This window comes from Mesorhizobium sp. WSM2240 (assembly GCF_040438645.1).
Lineage (GTDB): Bacteria > Pseudomonadota > Alphaproteobacteria > Rhizobiales > Rhizobiaceae > Allomesorhizobium.
In genome coordinates this window covers 121798-139813 of sequence record NZ_CP159253.1, presented here as the reverse complement: position 1 = coordinate 139813, position 18016 = coordinate 121798, and the positions used below count along the sequence as shown (strand labels likewise).

Sequence of the window (18016 nt, the reverse complement as noted above, 5' to 3'; positions counted from 1 at the left end):
CCTCAGTAAGCGTCAGCGTTGTCGATGTTGAAATTGTAGAGCGTGCGGGCCGAACCGTAGCGAGTGAACTCGTCCGGCTTGACATCCCGGATGCCGGCCTTGTCCAACAAGTCTTGCAGGATGGCGATGTGCTCGGGGCGCATCTCCTTCTCGATGCAATCGGCGCCAAGGCTCTTGACCTTTCCGCGCACGAAGAGGCGAGCCTCGTAAATGGAATCGCCGAGCGCGTCGCCGGCGTCGCCCAGCACGACAAGATTGCCCGACTGCGCCATGAAGGCCGACATGTGACCGACATTGCCCCGAACGACAATGTTGATGCCCTTCATCGAAATGCCGCAGCGCGAAGAAGCGTTGCCCTCGATGACGAGAAGTCCGCCCCTGCCGGTGGCGCCGGCGTATTGGCTGGCGTCGCCCTTCACGATGATCGAGCCAGACATCATGTTTTCGCCAACACCTGGCCCTGCCGAGCCATGGACGGTGATCTGCGCCTTGCTGTTCATGCCGCCGCAGTAGTAGCCGACGCTGCCCTGTACATCGATCGAGATCGCATGATCGGCTCCAGCGGCCACAGCGTGGCTGCCCTTGGGATTGAGGACTTCCCAGTTGGCGTCGCTGGAAGCATCTGTGACGTCGTGAAGCGCCTGATTGAACTCGCGCAGGGTGATCTTGGAAAGATCGAAGACCTTGGGCGTGTAATTGAGCTGCTCAAGCGGCGTTGCCAGATTTGTCGAATGCATGATCTCAGTGCTCCCAGAAATAGACAGTGGAAGGCTCCGGCTCCCAGACTTTAGCGTCGTCGATGCCAGGCAACTTGGCCAGAGCGCGATATTCCGAGCCGAAGGCAACATAGCGGTCGGTCTCTGCAAGCACCGCCGGCTTGCAGGCGATCGCATCGCGCACGACGCCGAAGCCGTCCTTGGTGCCGACGACGAAGGTAAAGAAGCCGTCCAGGTCATTGATGCTGCTTTGGAGCGCCTGGCCGAGATTGCAGCCGTGAGCGATCTTGGAGGACAGGTAAGCGGCAGCCACCTCCGTGTCGTTCTCGGTCTCGAAGCGCATGCCGTCGCGGATAAGCTCGCGCCGAAGATTATTGTGGTTCGACAGAGAACCGTTGTGCACCAGGCACTCGTCCGGACCGGTTGAAAAGGGATGCGCCCCAAGCGTCGTCACGGCCGACTCGGTCGCCATGCGGGTATGACCGATGCCATGGCTGCCCTTCATGCCGATGACGTCGAAACGCTTCACGACTTCGGCTGGTAGCCCCACTTCCTTGTAGATTTCGATAGCTTCGCCCACGCCCATGACGCGCGCGTTGGGGCGGAGCTCGGCAATTGCCGCGCGGGCCTCCTCGAGCTTGTCGGCGGGCACGTCAAGCACTGCATGTGTAGATTTGATCACACTGGAGACATTGGCGCCGATCTTGTTACCGAGGTCGACGTTGAGACCCGGAAAGTCTGCCGCAGGAGCCGGCGACTGGATGGTGATCTTGCCGTGCCCTTTCGTCCCGCCGTCATAGATGGCGATACCGGCGCTGTCAGGCCCCCGGTCTGTCATTGAAATCAGCATTTCGGAGAGAAGCGCGCCGAGTTGCGGCTCCAGCGTCTTGTCTTTCAAAAAGAGTCCCACGATCCCGCACATCCCAGTCACCTCAATGATTGCTACCTGGCGGAAAAGCTAGCAGGTTCATGGCAGCAATTCAACTGTCATGAATTTTTTTTTCCTACAGAAAAACACGTCTGCGAGAGAAAGCGTAGGGGCCGTGCTCCTTTGCAGGCCAGCTAGCTGGCCTGCAGCATGCAAGCGGAGAGACGTGGAGTTCCGAACCCACCAGTGCGGATGGATCGGCCCTCACTCGGTAGAACAAAATATCCCGTGGAAATGGCCTGGCGGGCAGAGGAAATTGGGCCATTGTCCCGGCGCGATCTGCCTACGGGTTTCCACTTCTGCGGGGATAGGAAATGATCGACAGATACCGGATCGGCAAACGCGTCAGCTCCTCGGGACCGTGCGGCGCATCGGCATCGAAAAACAGGCTGTCGCCCGGCGTCATCCGATAGAGATTGTTGCTGTGGCGGTAAACCACCTCGCCCTCCAGCATATAGAGGAACTCCATGCCGTCATGCTGGAACGTTGGAAAGACGTCGGAATCTTCCGACAGCGTGATGAGATAAGGCTCGACCACGACGCCGCTGGAATCCGATCCGATGTGTCCGAGTAGAGTGTACTGATGTCCGGCGCGCGTACCGCGACGCTCCACGTCGACGCCCTCGCCAGACTTGACGAAGACGGCGTTGCGTTCCTCCTCGAAGCGGCGAAAGAAGGCCGTCAGCGGCACGCCGAGCGCGCGCGAAAGTGCCTGCAGCGTCGTCAGGGATGGCGAGGTAATGCCATTTTCGATCTTCGACAGCATGCCGAGCGATATGTCTGTGGTCGCCGCAAGGTCGGCGACGGTAATGCCGAGCTTCTTGCGAAAGGCGCGGACTTCATGGCCGATCGCGACCTCCAGCACCTTTTCGCGAGTGTCGCGAATGGCATGGGGATCTTGCGTCAGAGGTGCGCCGTGCGGTCGCCCGGCGACCTTGGCCCTGTGCCTCGTTGTCGCGGGAGTGGCAAGCCCTTTGCCGTTTTTCTTTACCTTCTGGATTTCCGCTGCTTTGGCCTTTGTCATTTCGCTGCCGCTCGTCGATGCAATTTCACCGACAGTAAACATTTTCGGCGCGATAGACAATTGGCGGATTTTCGCGAGATCGGGCGATAAGCGGAGAGCGGCTATCGCATCAGGAATATCTGCAGGTCGGCGACATTGGTGCCTGTAGGGCCCGTGATCAACAGGTCACCGGACGACGCCAGCGCGTGATAGGCGTCATTGTTGTCCAGACGCGCTTCTGGACTACCGCCCAGCGTGCGCATCCATTTTGTTGAGCCGGCATCGACAAGGCCGCCCGCCGCATCTGTCGGGCCGTCCCGACCATCAGTGCCACCGCTAAGGAAAACCCACGGACGCCCGATCGAGGTGCGCTCGTCGAGCAATGCGAATCGAAGCGCAAGTTCCTGGTTACGCCCGCCCCTGCCGTTTCCACATACTTTGACTGTCGGTTCTCCTCCGGCGACGATGGCGATCGGGCCCTCCTGTCTCGCGGCGAACACGGCCAGGCGGTGGAGCGTTGCGGCTGCCTCAGACACGTCGCCGCTCAACCAGTCGTCGGCCTTCACGACCACCGGATAATGCGATCCGGCACTGCTCATCACCCGTTGCAGGCTAATCGCGTTGCTACCGATGACAACATTTTCGACATGGTCGAAGCTCTCAGCTTCGAGATTCATCCGGGCTGAGCCATCGAGATATGCGCGCAGGGTCGGAGGCAACGTCTCAAACAGGTCATGGCGTTTGAGAATGGCTGTCGCGTCCGCCGCAGTAGCCAAAGGTTTTATGGTCGGGCCGCTGGCGATAGTGGCGACATCGTCGCCGGGTACGTCCGAGAGAACCAGCGACAGGATTTTTACGCCAGAAGCGAGTTGGGCGAGACGCCCGCCCTTCAGCCTTGAGAACCTCTGCCTGATAGCGTTGATCTCGGTGATGTCGGCGCCACTGCGGATCAGTGCTTCATTAAGTGCGATCTTGTCGGCGAGCGCAATCCCAGGCGCCGGCGCGCAGACAAGTGCCGAACCGCCGCCGCTGATCAGAACAAGCAGCAGGTCGCCGGGCCTTAACGAGCGCGCCGCGCTTTCAATTGCATCAGCGCCTCGGAGGCTTCCCTCGTCGGGCAGTGGATGGCCGCCGACGATGACCTCGACACCATCGATCTCGACCAGGTTCTCGCGATTTGTAACCGCACAGGCCATGTGCAGCTTATTGCCGACGAATGGCAGGGCTGCCCGCGCCATTGGGCACGCGGCCTTGCCGAAGGCGACCAGGATGACGCGCCGAGCCGTAGCTATGATCTCCGTCCGCACTTTTAGGGCTGATGCAACTGCCCACTCGGGATCGGATGCGGCGACGCCATCACGAAACAGTTCAATGGCCTGCGCGCGAAGCTTGATCAAAGCCGAAGCCGACCAGCCAAAGGCCATCACACCACCCGGTCCGGTACGGGGTTCCCCTCGAAGAATGCGACAAGGTTCTCGACCGCCCTCATGCCCATGGCAACGCGGGTCTCTTCGGTGGCGCTGCCGAGATGCGGCAAAAGCACCACATTCTCCATGCACTTCAACGCCTCGGGAATGTCGGGCTCGCCATCGAATACATCGAGGCCCGCGCCGGCGATCCTTCCACTTTCGAGCGCCTCGATCAAAGCACTTTGGTCGACCACGTCGCCGCGAGCGGTATTGATCAGGAATGCCCCACGTTTCATTGCTGCCAGGCGGGACGCGTTGATCAGGTGCCGGTTCTCGCCGCCGCCCGGGCAATGCAGCGAGACGAAATCGGCCTCGGCCAGCACGTCCTCGATTGTGGACAGCTGGCGTGCGCCCATGGCGCGGATTTCCTCGTCGTCGACCTTGGAACGGTTGTAGAAGAGCACGTCCATATCGAAGCCGAAATGGGCCCGCTTCGCAGTCGCCTTGCCGATGCGACCCATGCCGATGATGCCGAGCGTCTTCCCCGATACCTTTGTGCCGATCATGTGGGTCGGGCACCAGCCGGCCCAATCGCCGGCGCGCAGCTGACGCTCTCCCTCGCCCGCCCGCCGGGCGACCGAAAGCAGCAGGTTCATGGCGATATCGGCGGTGCAGTCGGTCAACACGCCCGGCGTGTTGGTCACCGCGATGTCACGTTCTTGCGCAGCGCCGATGTCGATATGGCTGAAGCCGACTCCGAAATTGGCGATCAGCTTGGTACGGATATCGCAGTCCGGAAAGGTCGACGCCGGCAGCTTGTCGCTGACCGTCGGCAAGATCGCGTCGAAATTCAGGAACGCTGCCTTGAGCTGGATCGGGCTCAGCGGCGCGTCGCCGTGATTGAAGGTTGTATCGAACCGCTCCGCCAGGATGTGTTCGACTGCCGCAGGCCAGCGCCGCGTGACGATAACGCGTGGTTTCATTTTTGTTTCCTGGTCAAAGGGCAGTTCGACGCCAGCCGACGAAAGGCCGGTCAAGCGGCCTGTTTTTGCCGCTCCAGCACCCCCGCGACGGTCGGACCGAATGCTGCCGGCGTCGGTACGATTGTCACGCCGGCGTCACGGAGGATCTCGACCTTCTCCTGTGCGGACTCGCCGAATGCCGAGATGATGGCGCCAGCATGACCCATGCGCTTTCCCTTTGGTGCCGAAAGGCCGGCGATGTAGGCAATCAGCGGCTTGCGCATGTGGTGCCTGGCCCACTCCGCGGCTTCGGCTTCTTGCGAACCGCCGATCTCGCCGATCATCACCACGGCGTCGGTATCCGGATCTTCCTCGAACAGCTTGAGGATGTCCTTGAAAGAGGAGCCGTTGATCGGGTCGCCGCCGATGCCGACGCTGGTCGAAACGCCGATGCCGAGCGCCTTCATCTGCGAGGCAGCCTCGTAGCCCAGAGTACCCGAGCGGCCGACGATGCCGACACGGCCCGGCAGATAGATGTTACCGGGCATGATGCCCATCAGCGCCTGACCGGGCGTGATGACGCCGGCGCAGTTCGGGCCGATCAGCCGCATGCGATCCTCATAGCGGAAACGACGCATGTAGCGCTTCACCCGCATCATATCCTGGGAGGGAATGCCGTCGGTAATGCATACGCAGAGCTTCAGGCCGGCCTCGGCTGCTTCCATGATCGAGTCGGCCGCAAAGGGTGGCGGCACGAACACAATCGAGGCTTCGGCTCCGGTCTCGCGCACTGCACCCTTGACGGTGTTGAACACCGGAACGCCCTGGTGGACGAGCCCGCCCTTGCCGGGCGTGACGCCGCCGACCACGTTGGTGCCGTAGCGCTTCATGTCGTCGGCATGGAAGCTGCCGATCTTGCCGGTCAGACCCTGGACGACAACCCGCGTCCGACGGTTCAAGAGAACTGCCATTTCGACCTCCCTAGTTCTTTTTCGACTTGGAGAAAGCCCGCATCGCCTCGACTGCCTTGTCGGCCGCCTCGGCGAGCGTATCGGCTACGATCACCTTTTCGCCCGACTCGGCCAGGATGCGCCGACCTTCCTCGACATTGGTTCCGGCAAGCCGCACCACGAGCGGCACGTCGACGCCAACCTCGCGGATCGCCTTGACGACGCCCTCGGCAACCCAGTCGCAGCGGTTGATGCCGGCAAAGATGTTGACCAGGATTGTCGCGATGTTCTTGTCGGCCAGCACGGCACGGAAGGCTTTTGCTACGCGCTCGGGTGAAGCGCCCCCGCCGATGTCCAGGAAATTCGCCGGCTCGCCGCCAGCGATCTTGATCATGTCCATCGTCGCCATGGCGAGGCCAGCGCCGTTGATGATGCAGCCAATATTGCCGTCGAGACCGACATACGACAGGCCGCGGTCGCTGGCGAAGGTTTCGCGCGGATCTTCCTGAGACTTGTCGCGCAGCTCCGAGATCTCGGCTCGGCGGAACAGTGCGTTCTCGTCGAACGACATCTTGGCATCGAGCGCGATCAGGTTACCGTCGCGCGTCACCACCAGGGGATTGATCTCCAGCATCGAAGCGTCAAAATCGCGGAAAACCCGATAGCAGCCGAGCAGCGCGTCCACCGCCCTGCCAATCAGGCTGTTTTCGAGCCCGAGGCCGAAGGCGATCTCGCGAGCCTGAAACTGCTGCATTCCGGCACCTGGATCGACAATGGCGCGGATGATTGAATCGGGCTGCTTTTCTGCGATCTCCTCGATCTCCATCCCGCCCGATGCCGATGCTACGATCATCACGCGCTCCGACTTACGGTCGAGCACGATACCGAGATAGATTTCCTGGCGGATGTCGATGGTCTCTTCGATGTAAAGGCGCGAGACAAGCTTGCCTTTTGGCCCGGTCTGGTTAGTGACCAGCTTGCGGCCGAGCATGGCTTCGGCCGCTTCGGACACTTCGTTGTCCGTAGTGCAGATACGGATGCCACCAGCTTTGCCGCGTGCGCCGGAATGGATCTGCGCTTTGACCACCCACTTGCCGCCACCAATCTCGCTGGCGCGGTAAGTCGCCTGCTCGGGGCTATACGCAAGGCCGCCGCGAGGAATTTGCACCGAGTAGCGCGAGAGCAGCTCTTTGGCCTGGTATTCATGAATATCCATATCGAACTCCTCCTCAGTTTGGCAGGCTCGTGCGCGACCGCGTCGATTGCTCGATCGCCTCGTGCATGACCAGCACATTGCGCGCCATGCGTTCGGATGCGGCGTCGATCATCTTGCCGTCGAGGGCGGCGGCGCCCTTACCGTGCTCTTCAGCCTCCTTGAGCACTTCGATAATTCGACGGGCTCGGGTGACTTCCTTTTCCGGCGGTGAGAAAACGGCGTTCGCCAGCTCGATCTGCGAGGGGTGGATCGCCCACTTGCCTTCGATGCCCAAGGCCGCTGCACGCCTGGCGGCGGCGATGTAGCCCTCCGGGTCGGAGAAGTCGCCGAACGGGCCGTCGATTGGGCGCAGCCCATAGGCGCGGCAGGCTACCGTCATCCGCGACAGCGCAGCGTGCCACTGATCTCCCGGATAATCGGGGTTGAGACCGCCGATGCTGACAGTGCGCGCCTTGCAGCTTGCGGCATAGTCGGCCACACCGAAATGCATAGCCTCGAGCCGCCCGCCATAAGCGGCGATGGCTTCGACATTGGCCATTCCAAGCGCCGTTTCGATCAGGGCTTCGAGGCCAACGCGGGTATTGAACCCTTTAGCTGTCTCGATCTGCGTGACCATGGCGTCGACCATGTAGAGATCCGCCGGAACGCCCACCTTTGGCACGAGGATGGTGTCGAGGCGGTCGCCTGCCTGTTCCATCACATCGACGACATCGCGGTACATGTAATGGGTATCAAGGCCGTTGATGCGGACCGAAATGGTCTTGCCCTTGGCACGCCAGTCGATCTCGTTGAGCGCCCGAATGATGTTCTGGCGCGCTCGTTCCTTGTCCGGGGGTGCGACAGCATCCTCGATGTCGAGGAAGATGTAGTCGGCATCTCCGTCGGCGGCCTTTCGGATCATCTCCGGGTTGGAGCCCGGCACGGCGAGCTCGCTGCGCTGCAGGCGAAGTTTGCGCAGGTGGTGAAGCGTATGGCTCATGCGTTCCTCCTCAGGCCGCTTTGGCGACAGCCGCCTGGGCCGACAGGCGATAGTGTTCGAGTGCGGCGCCCACCCCGGAGCCTGGCTGGACCTTCACGCCGCAATCGCGCAGCGACATTTCCGCCGCCGAAATCGCCCCACACATCATCACTTCGTTGACCCAGCCGAGATGACCGATGCGGAAGACCTTACCGGCAACCTTGTTGAGGCCGACGCCCAGCGAAGTTTGGTAGCCGTAATAAGCGCGTCGGACGACGTCGGCGCTGTCGATGCCCTCGGGAACCAGGATTGCGCTGACGGTGTCGGAGTGCCACTTCGGTTCCTTGGCGCAGACACGCAGGCCCCATGCGTCAACCGCCTTGCGCACGCCCGTGGCAAGACGGTTGTGCCGCTCGAAGATATTCTCCAGGCCTTCCTCGGCGATCAGGTCGAGGGCGGCGCGCAGGCCGCGCAGCAACTGCACCGCCGGCGTGTAGGGGAAATAGCCGGTCTCGTTGGCGCGGATCTGATCCTCGAAGGAGAAGTAGCAGCGGTGGTGCTTGGCCGCCCTTGCCGCGGCCAGCGCCTTCTGGCTGACCGACAGGAAGCCGAGACCGGGCGGCAGCATGAAGCCCTTCTGCGAGCCGGAGACGGCGAGATCGACACCCCATTCTTCCTGGCGGAAATCGATCGATCCGACTGAGGATACGCCATCGACGAACAGCAGAGCCGGATGCTTGGCGGCATTGAGGGCCGCGCGCACTGCGCCGACATCGCTCGTCACGCCGGTCGCGGTTTCATTATGGGTGACAAAGACCGCCTTGATGCGGTGTTCCTTGTCCTTGGCAAGACGCTCGGCGTAGATTTCGACCGGAACGCCCGTACCCCATTCCACATCGACCACGTCGACATCGAGGCCGAATCGCTCGGCCATGTCGACCCACAGGTGCGAGAACTGGCCGAAGCGCGACATCAGCACACGGTCGCCAGGATTTAACGTGTTGGCGATCGCCGATTCCCAGGCGCCCGTGCCCGAGGAGGGAAAGATGAAGGCGCGGCCAGTCTCGTTGCGGAACACTTTCATCAGGTCGGTGAAGAGGCCGCGCGTGAAGCTCGGATAATCCGGCGCGCGCATGTCTTCCATCGGCATGTTCATTGCCTGCCGGACGACCTCCGGAACATTCGTCGGTCCCGGAACGAAAAGCTGGGTGAAGCCGGCCATATAATGTCTCCCGAAGATCGTCGCGGGCATTAGCGCCCTGTCTATAGCTTTCGGGACGGATGATCGGTTTTGCCCTGACCGCTCACAACACCTGTCCAGATAGATTAGCGGACCCTGTGGCACTGGCTTGAGCCCACTCTTTCAGATGCGACGGCGACCTATCGGATAGGTCGCAACCTACCCAGGGCCTGCCACCGCAATAGCAAATCCCGGCGCTCGCACGGTTCCGCACCTGAATGAAATTTGTGTAGCATCAGGAATATCTTTTGCCTTATATTCAACATCTACGGGTTTACGGCAGGAAATTCGCCCGGAGGAGAGAGCATGACGATGCAGGCACGGCGGCCACGGGATCGTGGACCGAAGGGGCGGGCGCTGGATGATGTTGCGCTGGCCGAGGTCCGGGAGCTTCTGGGGGGTCGCGAGCGGCGCCGCGATCTGCTGATCGAGTTCCTGCATCTGATCCAGGACCGCTACGGCTGCCTGTCGGCCGCGCATCTGCGCGCGCTGGCCGAGGAGATGCGGCTGGCGCAGGCCGAGGTTTACGAGGTGGCGACGTTCTACGACCATTTCGACGTCGTGAAGGAAGGCGAGGCGAAGCCGGCGGCGCTGACCATCCGGGTCTGCGATTCGATAAGCTGCATGCTGGCCGGCGCCGAAGACCTGCTCGGCGAACTTGCCGCCGCGGCCGACCCGCAAGCCATTCGCGTCGTGCGCGCGCCGTGCATGGGCCGCTGCGCCACGGCCCCGGCCGCAAGGATCGGCGACCGTGAGGTCGACCACGCCACCAGCCAAGGGCTGTTGAACATGGCTCGCGACGGCGACACCAGGGCGGCCGCGCCCGATTATGTCGGCCTTGAAGCCTATCGCGCCGCCGGCGGCTACCGGCTTTTGCAAAAAGTGCGTGACGGCGCGCTCAGCGTGGAAGCGCTCATCGAGATCATGCAGGATGCCGGCCTGCGCGGGCTCGGCGGCGCCGGTTTTCCGGCCGGCAAGAAATGGGGTTTTGTCCGCGCCTATCCGGGGCCGCGGCTGATGTCGATCAATGGCGACGAGGGCGAGCCCGGCACGTTCAAGGACCGCATCTATCTCGAAAAAGACCCGCATCGCACCTTCGAGGGCGCGCTGATCGCGGCCCATGCGGTCGAGGCCGAGCGCATCTACTACTACATGCGCGACGAATATCCGGCCGTGCTCGCCATCCTGCGCGCCGAGATCGCGGCGCTCGAGAGGGCCGGCATCGTCCAGCCCGGCTTCATCGAACTCAGGCGCGGCGCCGGCGCCTATATTTGCGGCGAGGAAAGCGCGATGCTGGAATCGATCGAGGGCAAGCGCGGCATGCCCCGCCACCGGCCGCCCTACATCGCCGAAGTCGGCCTCTTCGGACGCCCGACGCTCAACCACAATGTCGAGACGCTGTGGTGGATCCGCGACATCGTCGAGAAGGGGCCCGAATGGTTCGCCGCGCAGGGCAAGCCGGGCCATCAGGGAATTCGCTCCTGGTCAGTTTCGGGGCGGGTGAAGCAGCCCGGCGTCAAGCTTGCCCCGGCCGGCGTCACCGTGCGCGAACTGATCGAGGACTATTGCGGCGGCATGGCGGACGGTCATGAGTTCAAGGCCTATCTGCCGGGCGGCGCCTCCGGCGGCATCCTTCCGGCCTCGATGGGCGACATTGAACTCGATTTCGGCGGCGAACTCGCCAAGCAGGGCGCCTTTGTCGGCTCGCATGCGGTGGTCGTGCTGTCGCAGGCCGACAACATCAAGGACGTGACCTTGAATCTGATGAAGTTCTTCAAGCATGAGAGTTGCGGAAAATGCACGCCGTGCCGCGAGGGAACCGAAAAGATGGTGAGGCTCTTGAAGGAAGAGGGCGTGCCGGGCGAGAGCGCGATGCGCGACCTTGAAACGGTGATGCGCGATTCCTCCATCTGCGGTCTCGGCCAGGCGGCGCCCAATCCGGTCAATCACCTTTTGACGCATTTCCGGGATGATCTTTGAAATGGCAAACAGCATCGTATTCACCCTCGACGGTAAATCGGTCACAGCCGCCGACGACGAGACCATCTGGGACGTTGCCAAGCGCGAAGGCACCCGGATCCCGCATCTTTGCCATGTCGACATGCCCGGCTACCGGCCCGACGGCAATTGCCGCGCCTGCATGGTCGACATCGAGGGCGAGCGGGTGCTCGCCGCCTCCTGCATCCGCAAGCCGTCCGCCGGCATGGTGGTCAAGACCGACACCGAACGGGCGGCAAAATCGCGCGAGATGGTGTTCGAGCTTCTGGCCAGCAACATGCGGCCGGCGAGCGACGGTCCCGACCAGCAGTCGATGTTCTGGCAGTGGGCCGGTTCGATGGGGATCTCGGGCGACCGTTATGGTTCGAAATTTTCAGAGGATGACGTGCCGCCGGAGTTCGACATCTCCAACCCGGCCATCGCCGTCAATCTCGATGCCTGCATCACCTGCGGCGCCTGTGTCCGGGCCTGCCGCGAGGTCCAGGTCAACGACGTGATCGGCATGGCCGAGCGCGGCAATCACTCGGTTCCGGTCTTCGACATGCACGATCCGATGGGCCTGTCGACCTGCGTGACCTGCGGCGAGTGCGTGCAGGCCTGCCCGACCGGCGCGCTCTACGAAAAATCGCTGATGGACAAGGCCGGCAAGACCCGGGTCATCCAGGAGTTCGACAAGGTCGTCGACACGCTCTGCCCGTTCTGCGGCGTCGGCTGCCAGACCAGCGTCGCCGTCAAGGACAACAAAATAGTCCAGGTCGACGGCCGCAACGGCTATGCCAACGAGAACCGGCTGTGCGTCAAGGGCCGGTTCGGCTTCGACTACGCCATGTCGCCGGAGCGGCTGACCAAGCCGCTGATCCGGCGCGACGACGCGCCGAAAGCGGGCGATCTGGAGCTGCGCGGCGTCGATCCACTGACCGTGTTCCGCGAAGCGACCTGGGAAGAGGCGCTGGAGCGCGCCGCGGGCGGACTGAAGCGCATCCTCGACACACGCGGCGGCCAGGCTCTGGCCGGCTTCGGTTCGGCCAAGGGCTCCAACGAAGAGGCTTATCTGTTCCAGAAGCTGGTGCGCCAGGGCTTTGGCACCAACAATGTCGACCATTGCACGCGCCTCTGCCACGCCTCCTCGGTGGCTGCGCTGATGGAGGGCGTCGGCTCGGGCGCGGTCTCGGCGCCGTTCAACGATGCGCTGAAGGCCGAATGCATCATCGTCATCGGCGCGCGTCCGACCACCAATCATCCGGTCGCGGCGACCTATTTCAAGCAGGCCGCCAAGCGCGGCGCCAAGCTGATCATCATCGACCCGCGCGGCCAGGACCTGATGCGCCACGCTTCGCATTCGCTGCGCTTCAAGCCGGGCACCGACGTCGCCCTGCTGAACGCGATGATCCACGTCATCATCGAGGAGAAGCTCTACGACGAGCAGTACATCCAGGCCAATGTCTCCGGCTTCGAAGCGCTGAAGGCCAAGGTGAAGGACTTTTCGCCCGAAGCCATGGCCGAAATCTGCGGCATCGAGGCTTCGGTGCTGCGCGATGTCGCCCGCACCTACGCCAAGGCCGAGCGCTCGATCATCTTCTGGGGCATGGGCATTTCCCAGCACACCCACGGCACGGACAATTCGCGCTGCCTGATCGCGCTGGCGCTGATCACCGGCCATGTCGGCCGGCCCGGCACAGGCCTGCATCCGCTGCGCGGCCAGAACAATGTGCAGGGCGCGTCCGACGCCGGCCTCATCCCGATGTATTTTCCCGACTACAAGTCGGTGGAGAACATCGATATCCGCGGCCAGTACGAAAACTTCTGGGGCCAGACGCTCGATCCCAAGCGCGGCCTGACCGTCGTCGAGATCATCGACGCCATCCACAATGGCGAGATCAAGGGCATGTACATTATGGGCGAGAACCCGGCCATGTCCGATCCGGACCAGACCCACGCCCGGCAGGCGCTGGCGATGCTCGACCACCTGGTCGTGCAGGACATTTTTCTGACCGAGACGGCCTGGTATGCCAATGTCGTGCTGCCGGCGTCGGCCCATGCCGAAAAGCTCGGCACCTTCACCAACACCAACCGGCAGGTGCAGATCGGCCGCCCGGCGCTCGACATGCCGGGCGAGGCGCGCCAGGACTGGGAACTGATCGTCGAACTCGCCAGGCGTCTCGGCCTCGACTGGGATTATCGCCAAGTCTCCGAGGTCTATGCGGAAATGGCCAAGGTCATGCCGTCGCTCCGGCACATCTCCTGGGACCGCATCGAGCGCGAGGGCTCCGTCATCTATCCGGCCGACGGCCCCGACAAGCCCGGCAACGAGATCATCTTCACGACCGGCTTCCCGACCGCGGACGGCCGCGGCCGCATCGTTCCGGCCGATCTGCTGCCGCCCGACGAGGTGCCCGATGACGAGTTCCCGCTGGTGCTCACCACCGGCCGCCTGCTCGAGCATTGGCACACCGGCGCCATGACCCGCCGGGCCGGCGTTCTCGACGCCATCGAGCCGCACGGCATCGCAGCGATGAACCCATACGAGATCCGGCGGCGCGGCCTGCGCCAGGGCGACATGATTGCGGTGGAGACGCGGCGCGGGACGGTCGAAGCCATCCTCCGCGCCGACCGCGAAGTCGCCGACGGCATGGTGTTCATGCCGTTCTGCTTCAACGAAAGCCCGGCCAACAAGCTCACCAATCCCATGCTCGACCCCTACGGCAAAATCCCGGAGTTCAAATACTGCGCCGCAAGAATCGCCCCCGCGGCAAGGCAAGAAGCCGCGGAATAGTATCGGAGGAAGCGGGGGTCCCAAGCGTCCCAGAGATCGCCGTCCCGAGCGGGGCGGAAGCTTCGTGCTGGCAAGTGCGGCGCACCATTCCTCAAGCGGATGAGGCAGTTCGGGGAGCGTGAACCGGCCCTGCGCGCCCGGCATCGTTCTGTGATGGATGATGCGCGCAATGTTTTCGCCGCGCTGGCCTTCGCATCTGCACAAAATTGTGCCAAACGCCACCGCGGAAAAGGTGTCGAAGGGAAGGAGGCGCCATGAGCGCGACCGGCGAAAAGAAAGCCATCGCCCCGCCCGATGTCGTTTCACGCAAAAGCAAGATCCCGCTGGTTTGCCTGACAGCCTATACCACGCCAATGGCCCGGCTCGTCGACGCCCATTGCGATATCGTTCTCGTCGGCGACAGCGTCGGCATGGTGCTCCACGGCCTTACCTCCACGCTCGGCGTCACCCTCGACATGATGATCCTGCATGGGCAGGCGGTTCGTCGCGGCATCGAGCGGGCGCTGATGGTCGTGGACATGCCATTCGGTTCTTATGAGGAAGGTCCGGAGCAGGCGTTCCGCAACGCCGCCCGGCTGATGACGGAGACGGGCTGCGCCGCGGTCAAACTCGAAGGCGGCGAGAGCATGGCAGGCACCATCCGCTTTCTCGCCGCGCGCGGCATTCCCGTCATGGCGCATATCGGCCTGACCCCGCAGGCGGTCAATACCTTCGGCGGCTATCGTGTGCAGGGGCGCGGCGGCGACGCCGTGCGCATCATGCACGATGCGGCAGCGGTTGCAGAAGCCGGCGCATTCGCGGTCGTGCTCGAGAAGGTGCCGGAGGCGCTGGCTCGCAGAATCACCGGCGATATCGCCATTCCCACCATCGGCATCGGCGCTTCATCCGCTTGCGACGGCCAGATCCTGGTGGTGGACGACATGCTGGGGATGTTCGCGTCCTTCCGGCCAAAATTTGTCAAGCGTTACGCAGAGCTCGGCCGTGACGCCGAAGCAGCCATTGCGGCATACGCACGCGAGGTGCGGGAACGACGCTTTCCGGATACCGAGCACGTATTCGGCGACACCCCCAATGGCGTGAAAGGAGACGAAACGGCATGAGCGTACCGATTGTCAGGACCGTGGCGGAACTTCGCACCATTGTGGCCGGCTGGCGTCGTGAAGGCGCGCGCGTCGCGGTCGTGCCCACCATGGGCGCCTTGCACGAGGGACATCTCAGCCTCGTTCGCGCCGCGCTCGAGAAGGCCGACCGGGTGATCGTGACGCTGTTCGTCAATCCGAAGCAGTTCAACAACGCGGCAGACCTCGCCGGCTATCCGCGCACCGAGACCGAGGATGCGGCGAAGCTCGGCTCCATTGGCGCGCATGTGCTCTACGCGCCGGATGCAGCCGAGATGTACCCGGACGGCTTCGCAACCACGGTTTCCGTCAGCGGCGTCAGCGAGGGCTTGTGCGGCGCGTTCCGACCCGGCCATTTCGACGGCGTGGCGACCGTCGTCGCCAAGCTGTTCCTTCAAACGGGCGCCGATATCGCCTTTTTCGGCGAGAAGGATTTCCAGCAGCTTCAGGTGGTCCGCCAAATGGCCCGGGACCTCGACATTCCGATCACGATCGTGGGCTGCCCGACGGTGCGCGAGTCGGACGGACTTGCCCTCTCTTCCCGCAATTTCCGGCTCTCGCCGGCCGAGCGGCAGGCCGCGCCGAGGCTTGCCTCGTTCCTTTTCGAGGCCGCCGAGCAGATCGCTCGTGGAGCGCCGACGGAGCAAACGCTTTCGCAAGCACGCGCTGCGATCCTGGCCGCCGGCTATAGAGCTGTGGAATATCTGGAACTGCGAACCGAAGAGGATTTGAAGCCATTGCAAGATTTTGATCGGCCGGCGCGCCTGCTCGTCGCGGCTTGGCTTGGCGAGACGCGGTTGATCGACAATGTGAAGGTCTTATCCCGGCAAAGCGCGCAATAGGAGTTCGCGACGGGCGAGCGCCGACACAATCATTTGCTCGTCGGGCGGGCGCCACTGGTTTCCGATCGCACCTTAACCTTGAGGGTCGGGCGCCCCCACCGCCGATGTAACATTCCCGTCGCCGCCTCGATGCTGGGGGAAAAAGATTTGCAAGCCGTCTGCAAACTACAGCGATGATTGGCGTCGCCGGCGAAGCGGCGGCGCCCGTGGAAATCCTGACTGCCGCCTCGCCACACAGCGAAGTCGTCTTTCGATCAACTGAATGCCGAGGGAACCATGGCCGGAACGCAGACCGCTATTCGGATTGTCAGGTGCATCTCATCTTCGGCTGTGTCGCTGCGCAACGCAGTTGTCAGGTCAGACCCAGGATGAAGCGACGATTGGGGGAGCGGATTGGGCGAGCGCTCATCGGATAAAGCGACGTGAATCGCTTGATGTCCGCCGCAGCGACCTCGACCGGCTGCATGGCCAACATCCAGTCGACATTTTCGGTACAGGGCGGCGTGGTCAGTGAACCTTCATAGGTCCAGTAGCCGAGCGCCGTGGGCAGGAGCCCGGTGGGATCGGCATCCTCGACCGTGATTTCCTCACCGGCTTTTGACGGAAATGCGGCGGCGAGCTCGGCAAAGCTTGCATTGGCTGCACCAGGCGTGAGGAACACGCCGAGCACACCAAGCGCATCGCTTTTGGTGTCCTTGTGTACGAAATGCGCCTCCATCGGAAACAACCTGCCCTCCACATGGTGCTCGCTCGGCGCATGGAAGTGGAACTGGAGGAATTCGTAGACGCGGTCGCCGCGCCTAAGCGTACTGCCTTCCGGCATGTTCACCTGGATCGTGTGTCCATTATTCACCATCCTGCCGCCGCCCTTCTGCCAGCCGATGGCAATGCGCGGAATGTCGGCCCGCACAGCGCGGGCGATGTCGATCGGCGACTGCTGCGTGCCCGCTGAACAAACGAAGTTGCTCTCTTCCAGCTTGGCCCAGGATTCCGGACCATTAGGTCCCTCATATTCCCAGTGGGGGCCTGCCGCACGCGCTGCCTGAGCGCAGATCGCGCATGCGCCCAATGTAATGAAACTTTTGAAAAGATGACGTCGATGCATATTGCATTCGCTCCTTGATGCGACTGGAGTTTTTGTTGTTGGGATGTTGGTTTGGACCAGCCAAGCCTCGCATGGAGAACATGGAGGCTTGGCCTGGAAAGGGCTGCTTAAGCGGCCTTCAGGATTTCGGAGGAAGTAGCGTTGAGCCGCTCCATGATGCTGCGGGCACGTTCGACTTCCGCGGCGTCTCCGTGCGCGATGACGAGGAATTTGTCGGCCTTAACGGCCATCTCATATTGGATAATGCTTTCCTTCGGCACACCGAGGCTGTAGAGCGCGGCGCCCAGGGCCGAGAGGCCGCCGACCGCTACCGCGCCCTCGAGAGCACCGACCAGAGCAGCCACAAGCGGGCCGCCGACCGCCAGCGGGCCGATCCCCGGCACCCAAAAGAAAGCCGCACTTATGAGCAGGCCCCACAGACCGCCCCAAAGAGCGCCCGTGCCACCCCAGAACTTCACGCGCTCGCCAGTCGTGTAAAAGCCGACGGGTTGCTCCTCGCTGTGATATCCCTTGCCGACGATCGAGAGCTTCTTCATATCGAAGCCAGACCGCTGAAGGTCCTTGACGATCTCTTCCGCCCTGTCATGGCTGTTGAAGACGGCGATGACGGCATTGTCGTTTGGCATGGCTTGTTCTCCTTCTCTGCTTCGTCAGTTCGCGCGGCCACCCGCCACGAACTGCTCACCCGAAACCCGAGCAAGGCACGGGCCAGCCAGCTAACACTTTGAAAAAGAAGAAAAATCGTCCTTTGCCGGTTTCATCCCAGCGCCGGGATGGGCGATATGCACCTATAGTGGT

At 62.7% G+C, this 18016-nt stretch carries 15 protein-coding genes; 4 read left to right on the top strand and 11 right to left on the bottom strand.

Features of this window, described 5'->3' with window-relative positions; translation table 11 throughout:
* Positions 1-2 precede the first annotated feature (2 nt).
* The 9 genes from ABVK50_RS00710 to ABVK50_RS00670 all read right to left on the bottom strand — a co-directional run bounded on the left by ABVK50_RS00710 (position 3) and on the right by ABVK50_RS00670 (position 9364).
* Positions 3-737, bottom strand: coding sequence for a GXGXG domain-containing protein (locus tag ABVK50_RS00710; protein ID WP_353643271.1), 735 nt, complete (start codon positions 735-737; stop codon positions 3-5).
* A 4-nt stretch (positions 738-741) separates the two neighbouring features.
* On the bottom strand, positions 742-1638 hold the full coding sequence (locus ABVK50_RS00705; RefSeq protein ID WP_353643272.1) for a glutamine amidotransferase family protein: 897 nt from the start codon (positions 1636-1638) through the stop codon (positions 742-744).
* A gap of 289 nt (positions 1639-1927) precedes the next feature.
* A complete protein-coding gene (locus ABVK50_RS00700) occupies positions 1928-2668 on the bottom strand; it encodes an XRE family transcriptional regulator (protein ID WP_353643273.1) in 741 nt (246 codons plus the stop codon).
* Positions 2669-2769: 101 nt separating this feature from the next.
* Positions 2770-4071, bottom strand: a complete 1302-nt coding sequence (locus ABVK50_RS00695) for a DUF4147 domain-containing protein (RefSeq protein ID WP_353643274.1) — start codon at positions 4069-4071, stop codon at positions 2770-2772.
* Positions 4071-5039: a D-glycerate dehydrogenase gene (locus tag ABVK50_RS00690; RefSeq protein WP_353643275.1), complete on the bottom strand. Its 969-nt coding sequence runs from the start codon at positions 5037-5039 to the stop codon at positions 4071-4073. Before ABVK50_RS00690 ends, ABVK50_RS00695 begins: the two co-directional genes overlap by 1 nt.
* Positions 5040-5089: 50 nt before the next feature.
* Positions 5090-5989 carry a succinate--CoA ligase subunit alpha gene (gene sucD / locus ABVK50_RS00685; protein WP_353643276.1) on the bottom strand — a complete coding sequence of 300 codons (900 nt, stop codon included), beginning with the start codon at positions 5987-5989 and terminating at the stop codon, positions 5090-5092.
* Positions 5990-5999: 10 nt separating this feature from the next.
* The gene (locus ABVK50_RS00680) at positions 6000-7184 is read right to left on the bottom strand and encodes a malate--CoA ligase subunit beta (RefSeq protein WP_353643277.1); all 1185 of its coding nucleotides are present in this window, start codon (positions 7182-7184) and stop codon (positions 6000-6002) included.
* Positions 7185-7197: 13 nt separating this feature from the next.
* Positions 7198-8163 (bottom strand): CoA ester lyase, encoded by a 966-nt coding sequence (locus ABVK50_RS00675; protein ID WP_353643278.1) that lies wholly within the window; start codon positions 8161-8163, stop codon positions 7198-7200.
* Positions 8164-8173: 10 nt separating this feature from the next.
* A complete protein-coding gene (locus ABVK50_RS00670) occupies positions 8174-9364 on the bottom strand; it encodes an aminotransferase class V-fold PLP-dependent enzyme (protein WP_353643279.1) in 1191 nt (396 codons plus the stop codon).
* A gap of 324 nt (positions 9365-9688) precedes the next feature.
* Between ABVK50_RS00670 and ABVK50_RS00665 the strand changes: the two genes are divergently transcribed.
* The 4 genes from ABVK50_RS00665 (at position 9689) to panC (ending at position 16113) form a co-directional block, all read left to right on the top strand.
* Positions 9689-11362 (top strand): NADH-ubiquinone oxidoreductase-F iron-sulfur binding region domain-containing protein, encoded by a 1674-nt coding sequence (locus ABVK50_RS00665; RefSeq protein ID WP_353643280.1) that lies wholly within the window; start codon positions 9689-9691, stop codon positions 11360-11362.
* A 1-nt stretch (position 11363) separates the two neighbouring features.
* Positions 11364-14153 (top strand): formate dehydrogenase subunit alpha, encoded by a 2790-nt coding sequence (gene fdhF / locus ABVK50_RS00660; protein WP_353643281.1) that lies wholly within the window; start codon positions 11364-11366, stop codon positions 14151-14153.
* 254 nt (positions 14154-14407) lie between these two features.
* On the top strand, positions 14408-15253 hold the full coding sequence (panB, locus tag ABVK50_RS00655) for a 3-methyl-2-oxobutanoate hydroxymethyltransferase (protein WP_353643282.1): 846 nt from the start codon (positions 14408-14410) through the stop codon (positions 15251-15253).
* The gene (panC, locus tag ABVK50_RS00650) at positions 15250-16113 is read left to right on the top strand and encodes a pantoate--beta-alanine ligase (RefSeq protein ID WP_353643283.1); all 864 of its coding nucleotides are present in this window, start codon (positions 15250-15252) and stop codon (positions 16111-16113) included. Before panB ends, panC begins: the two co-directional genes overlap by 4 nt.
* 352 nt (positions 16114-16465) lie before the next feature.
* On the opposite strand, the gene ABVK50_RS00645 is transcribed toward panC, so the two are convergent.
* Both ABVK50_RS00645 and ABVK50_RS00640 read right to left on the bottom strand, forming a co-directional pair.
* Positions 16466-17218, bottom strand: coding sequence for a carbonic anhydrase (locus ABVK50_RS00645; protein WP_353643284.1), 753 nt, complete (start codon positions 17216-17218; stop codon positions 16466-16468).
* 107 nt (positions 17219-17325) lie between these two features.
* On the bottom strand, positions 17326-17844 hold the full coding sequence (locus tag ABVK50_RS00640) for a hypothetical protein (RefSeq protein WP_353643285.1): 519 nt from the start codon (positions 17842-17844) through the stop codon (positions 17326-17328).
* Between the last annotated feature and the right edge of the window lie 172 nt (positions 17845-18016).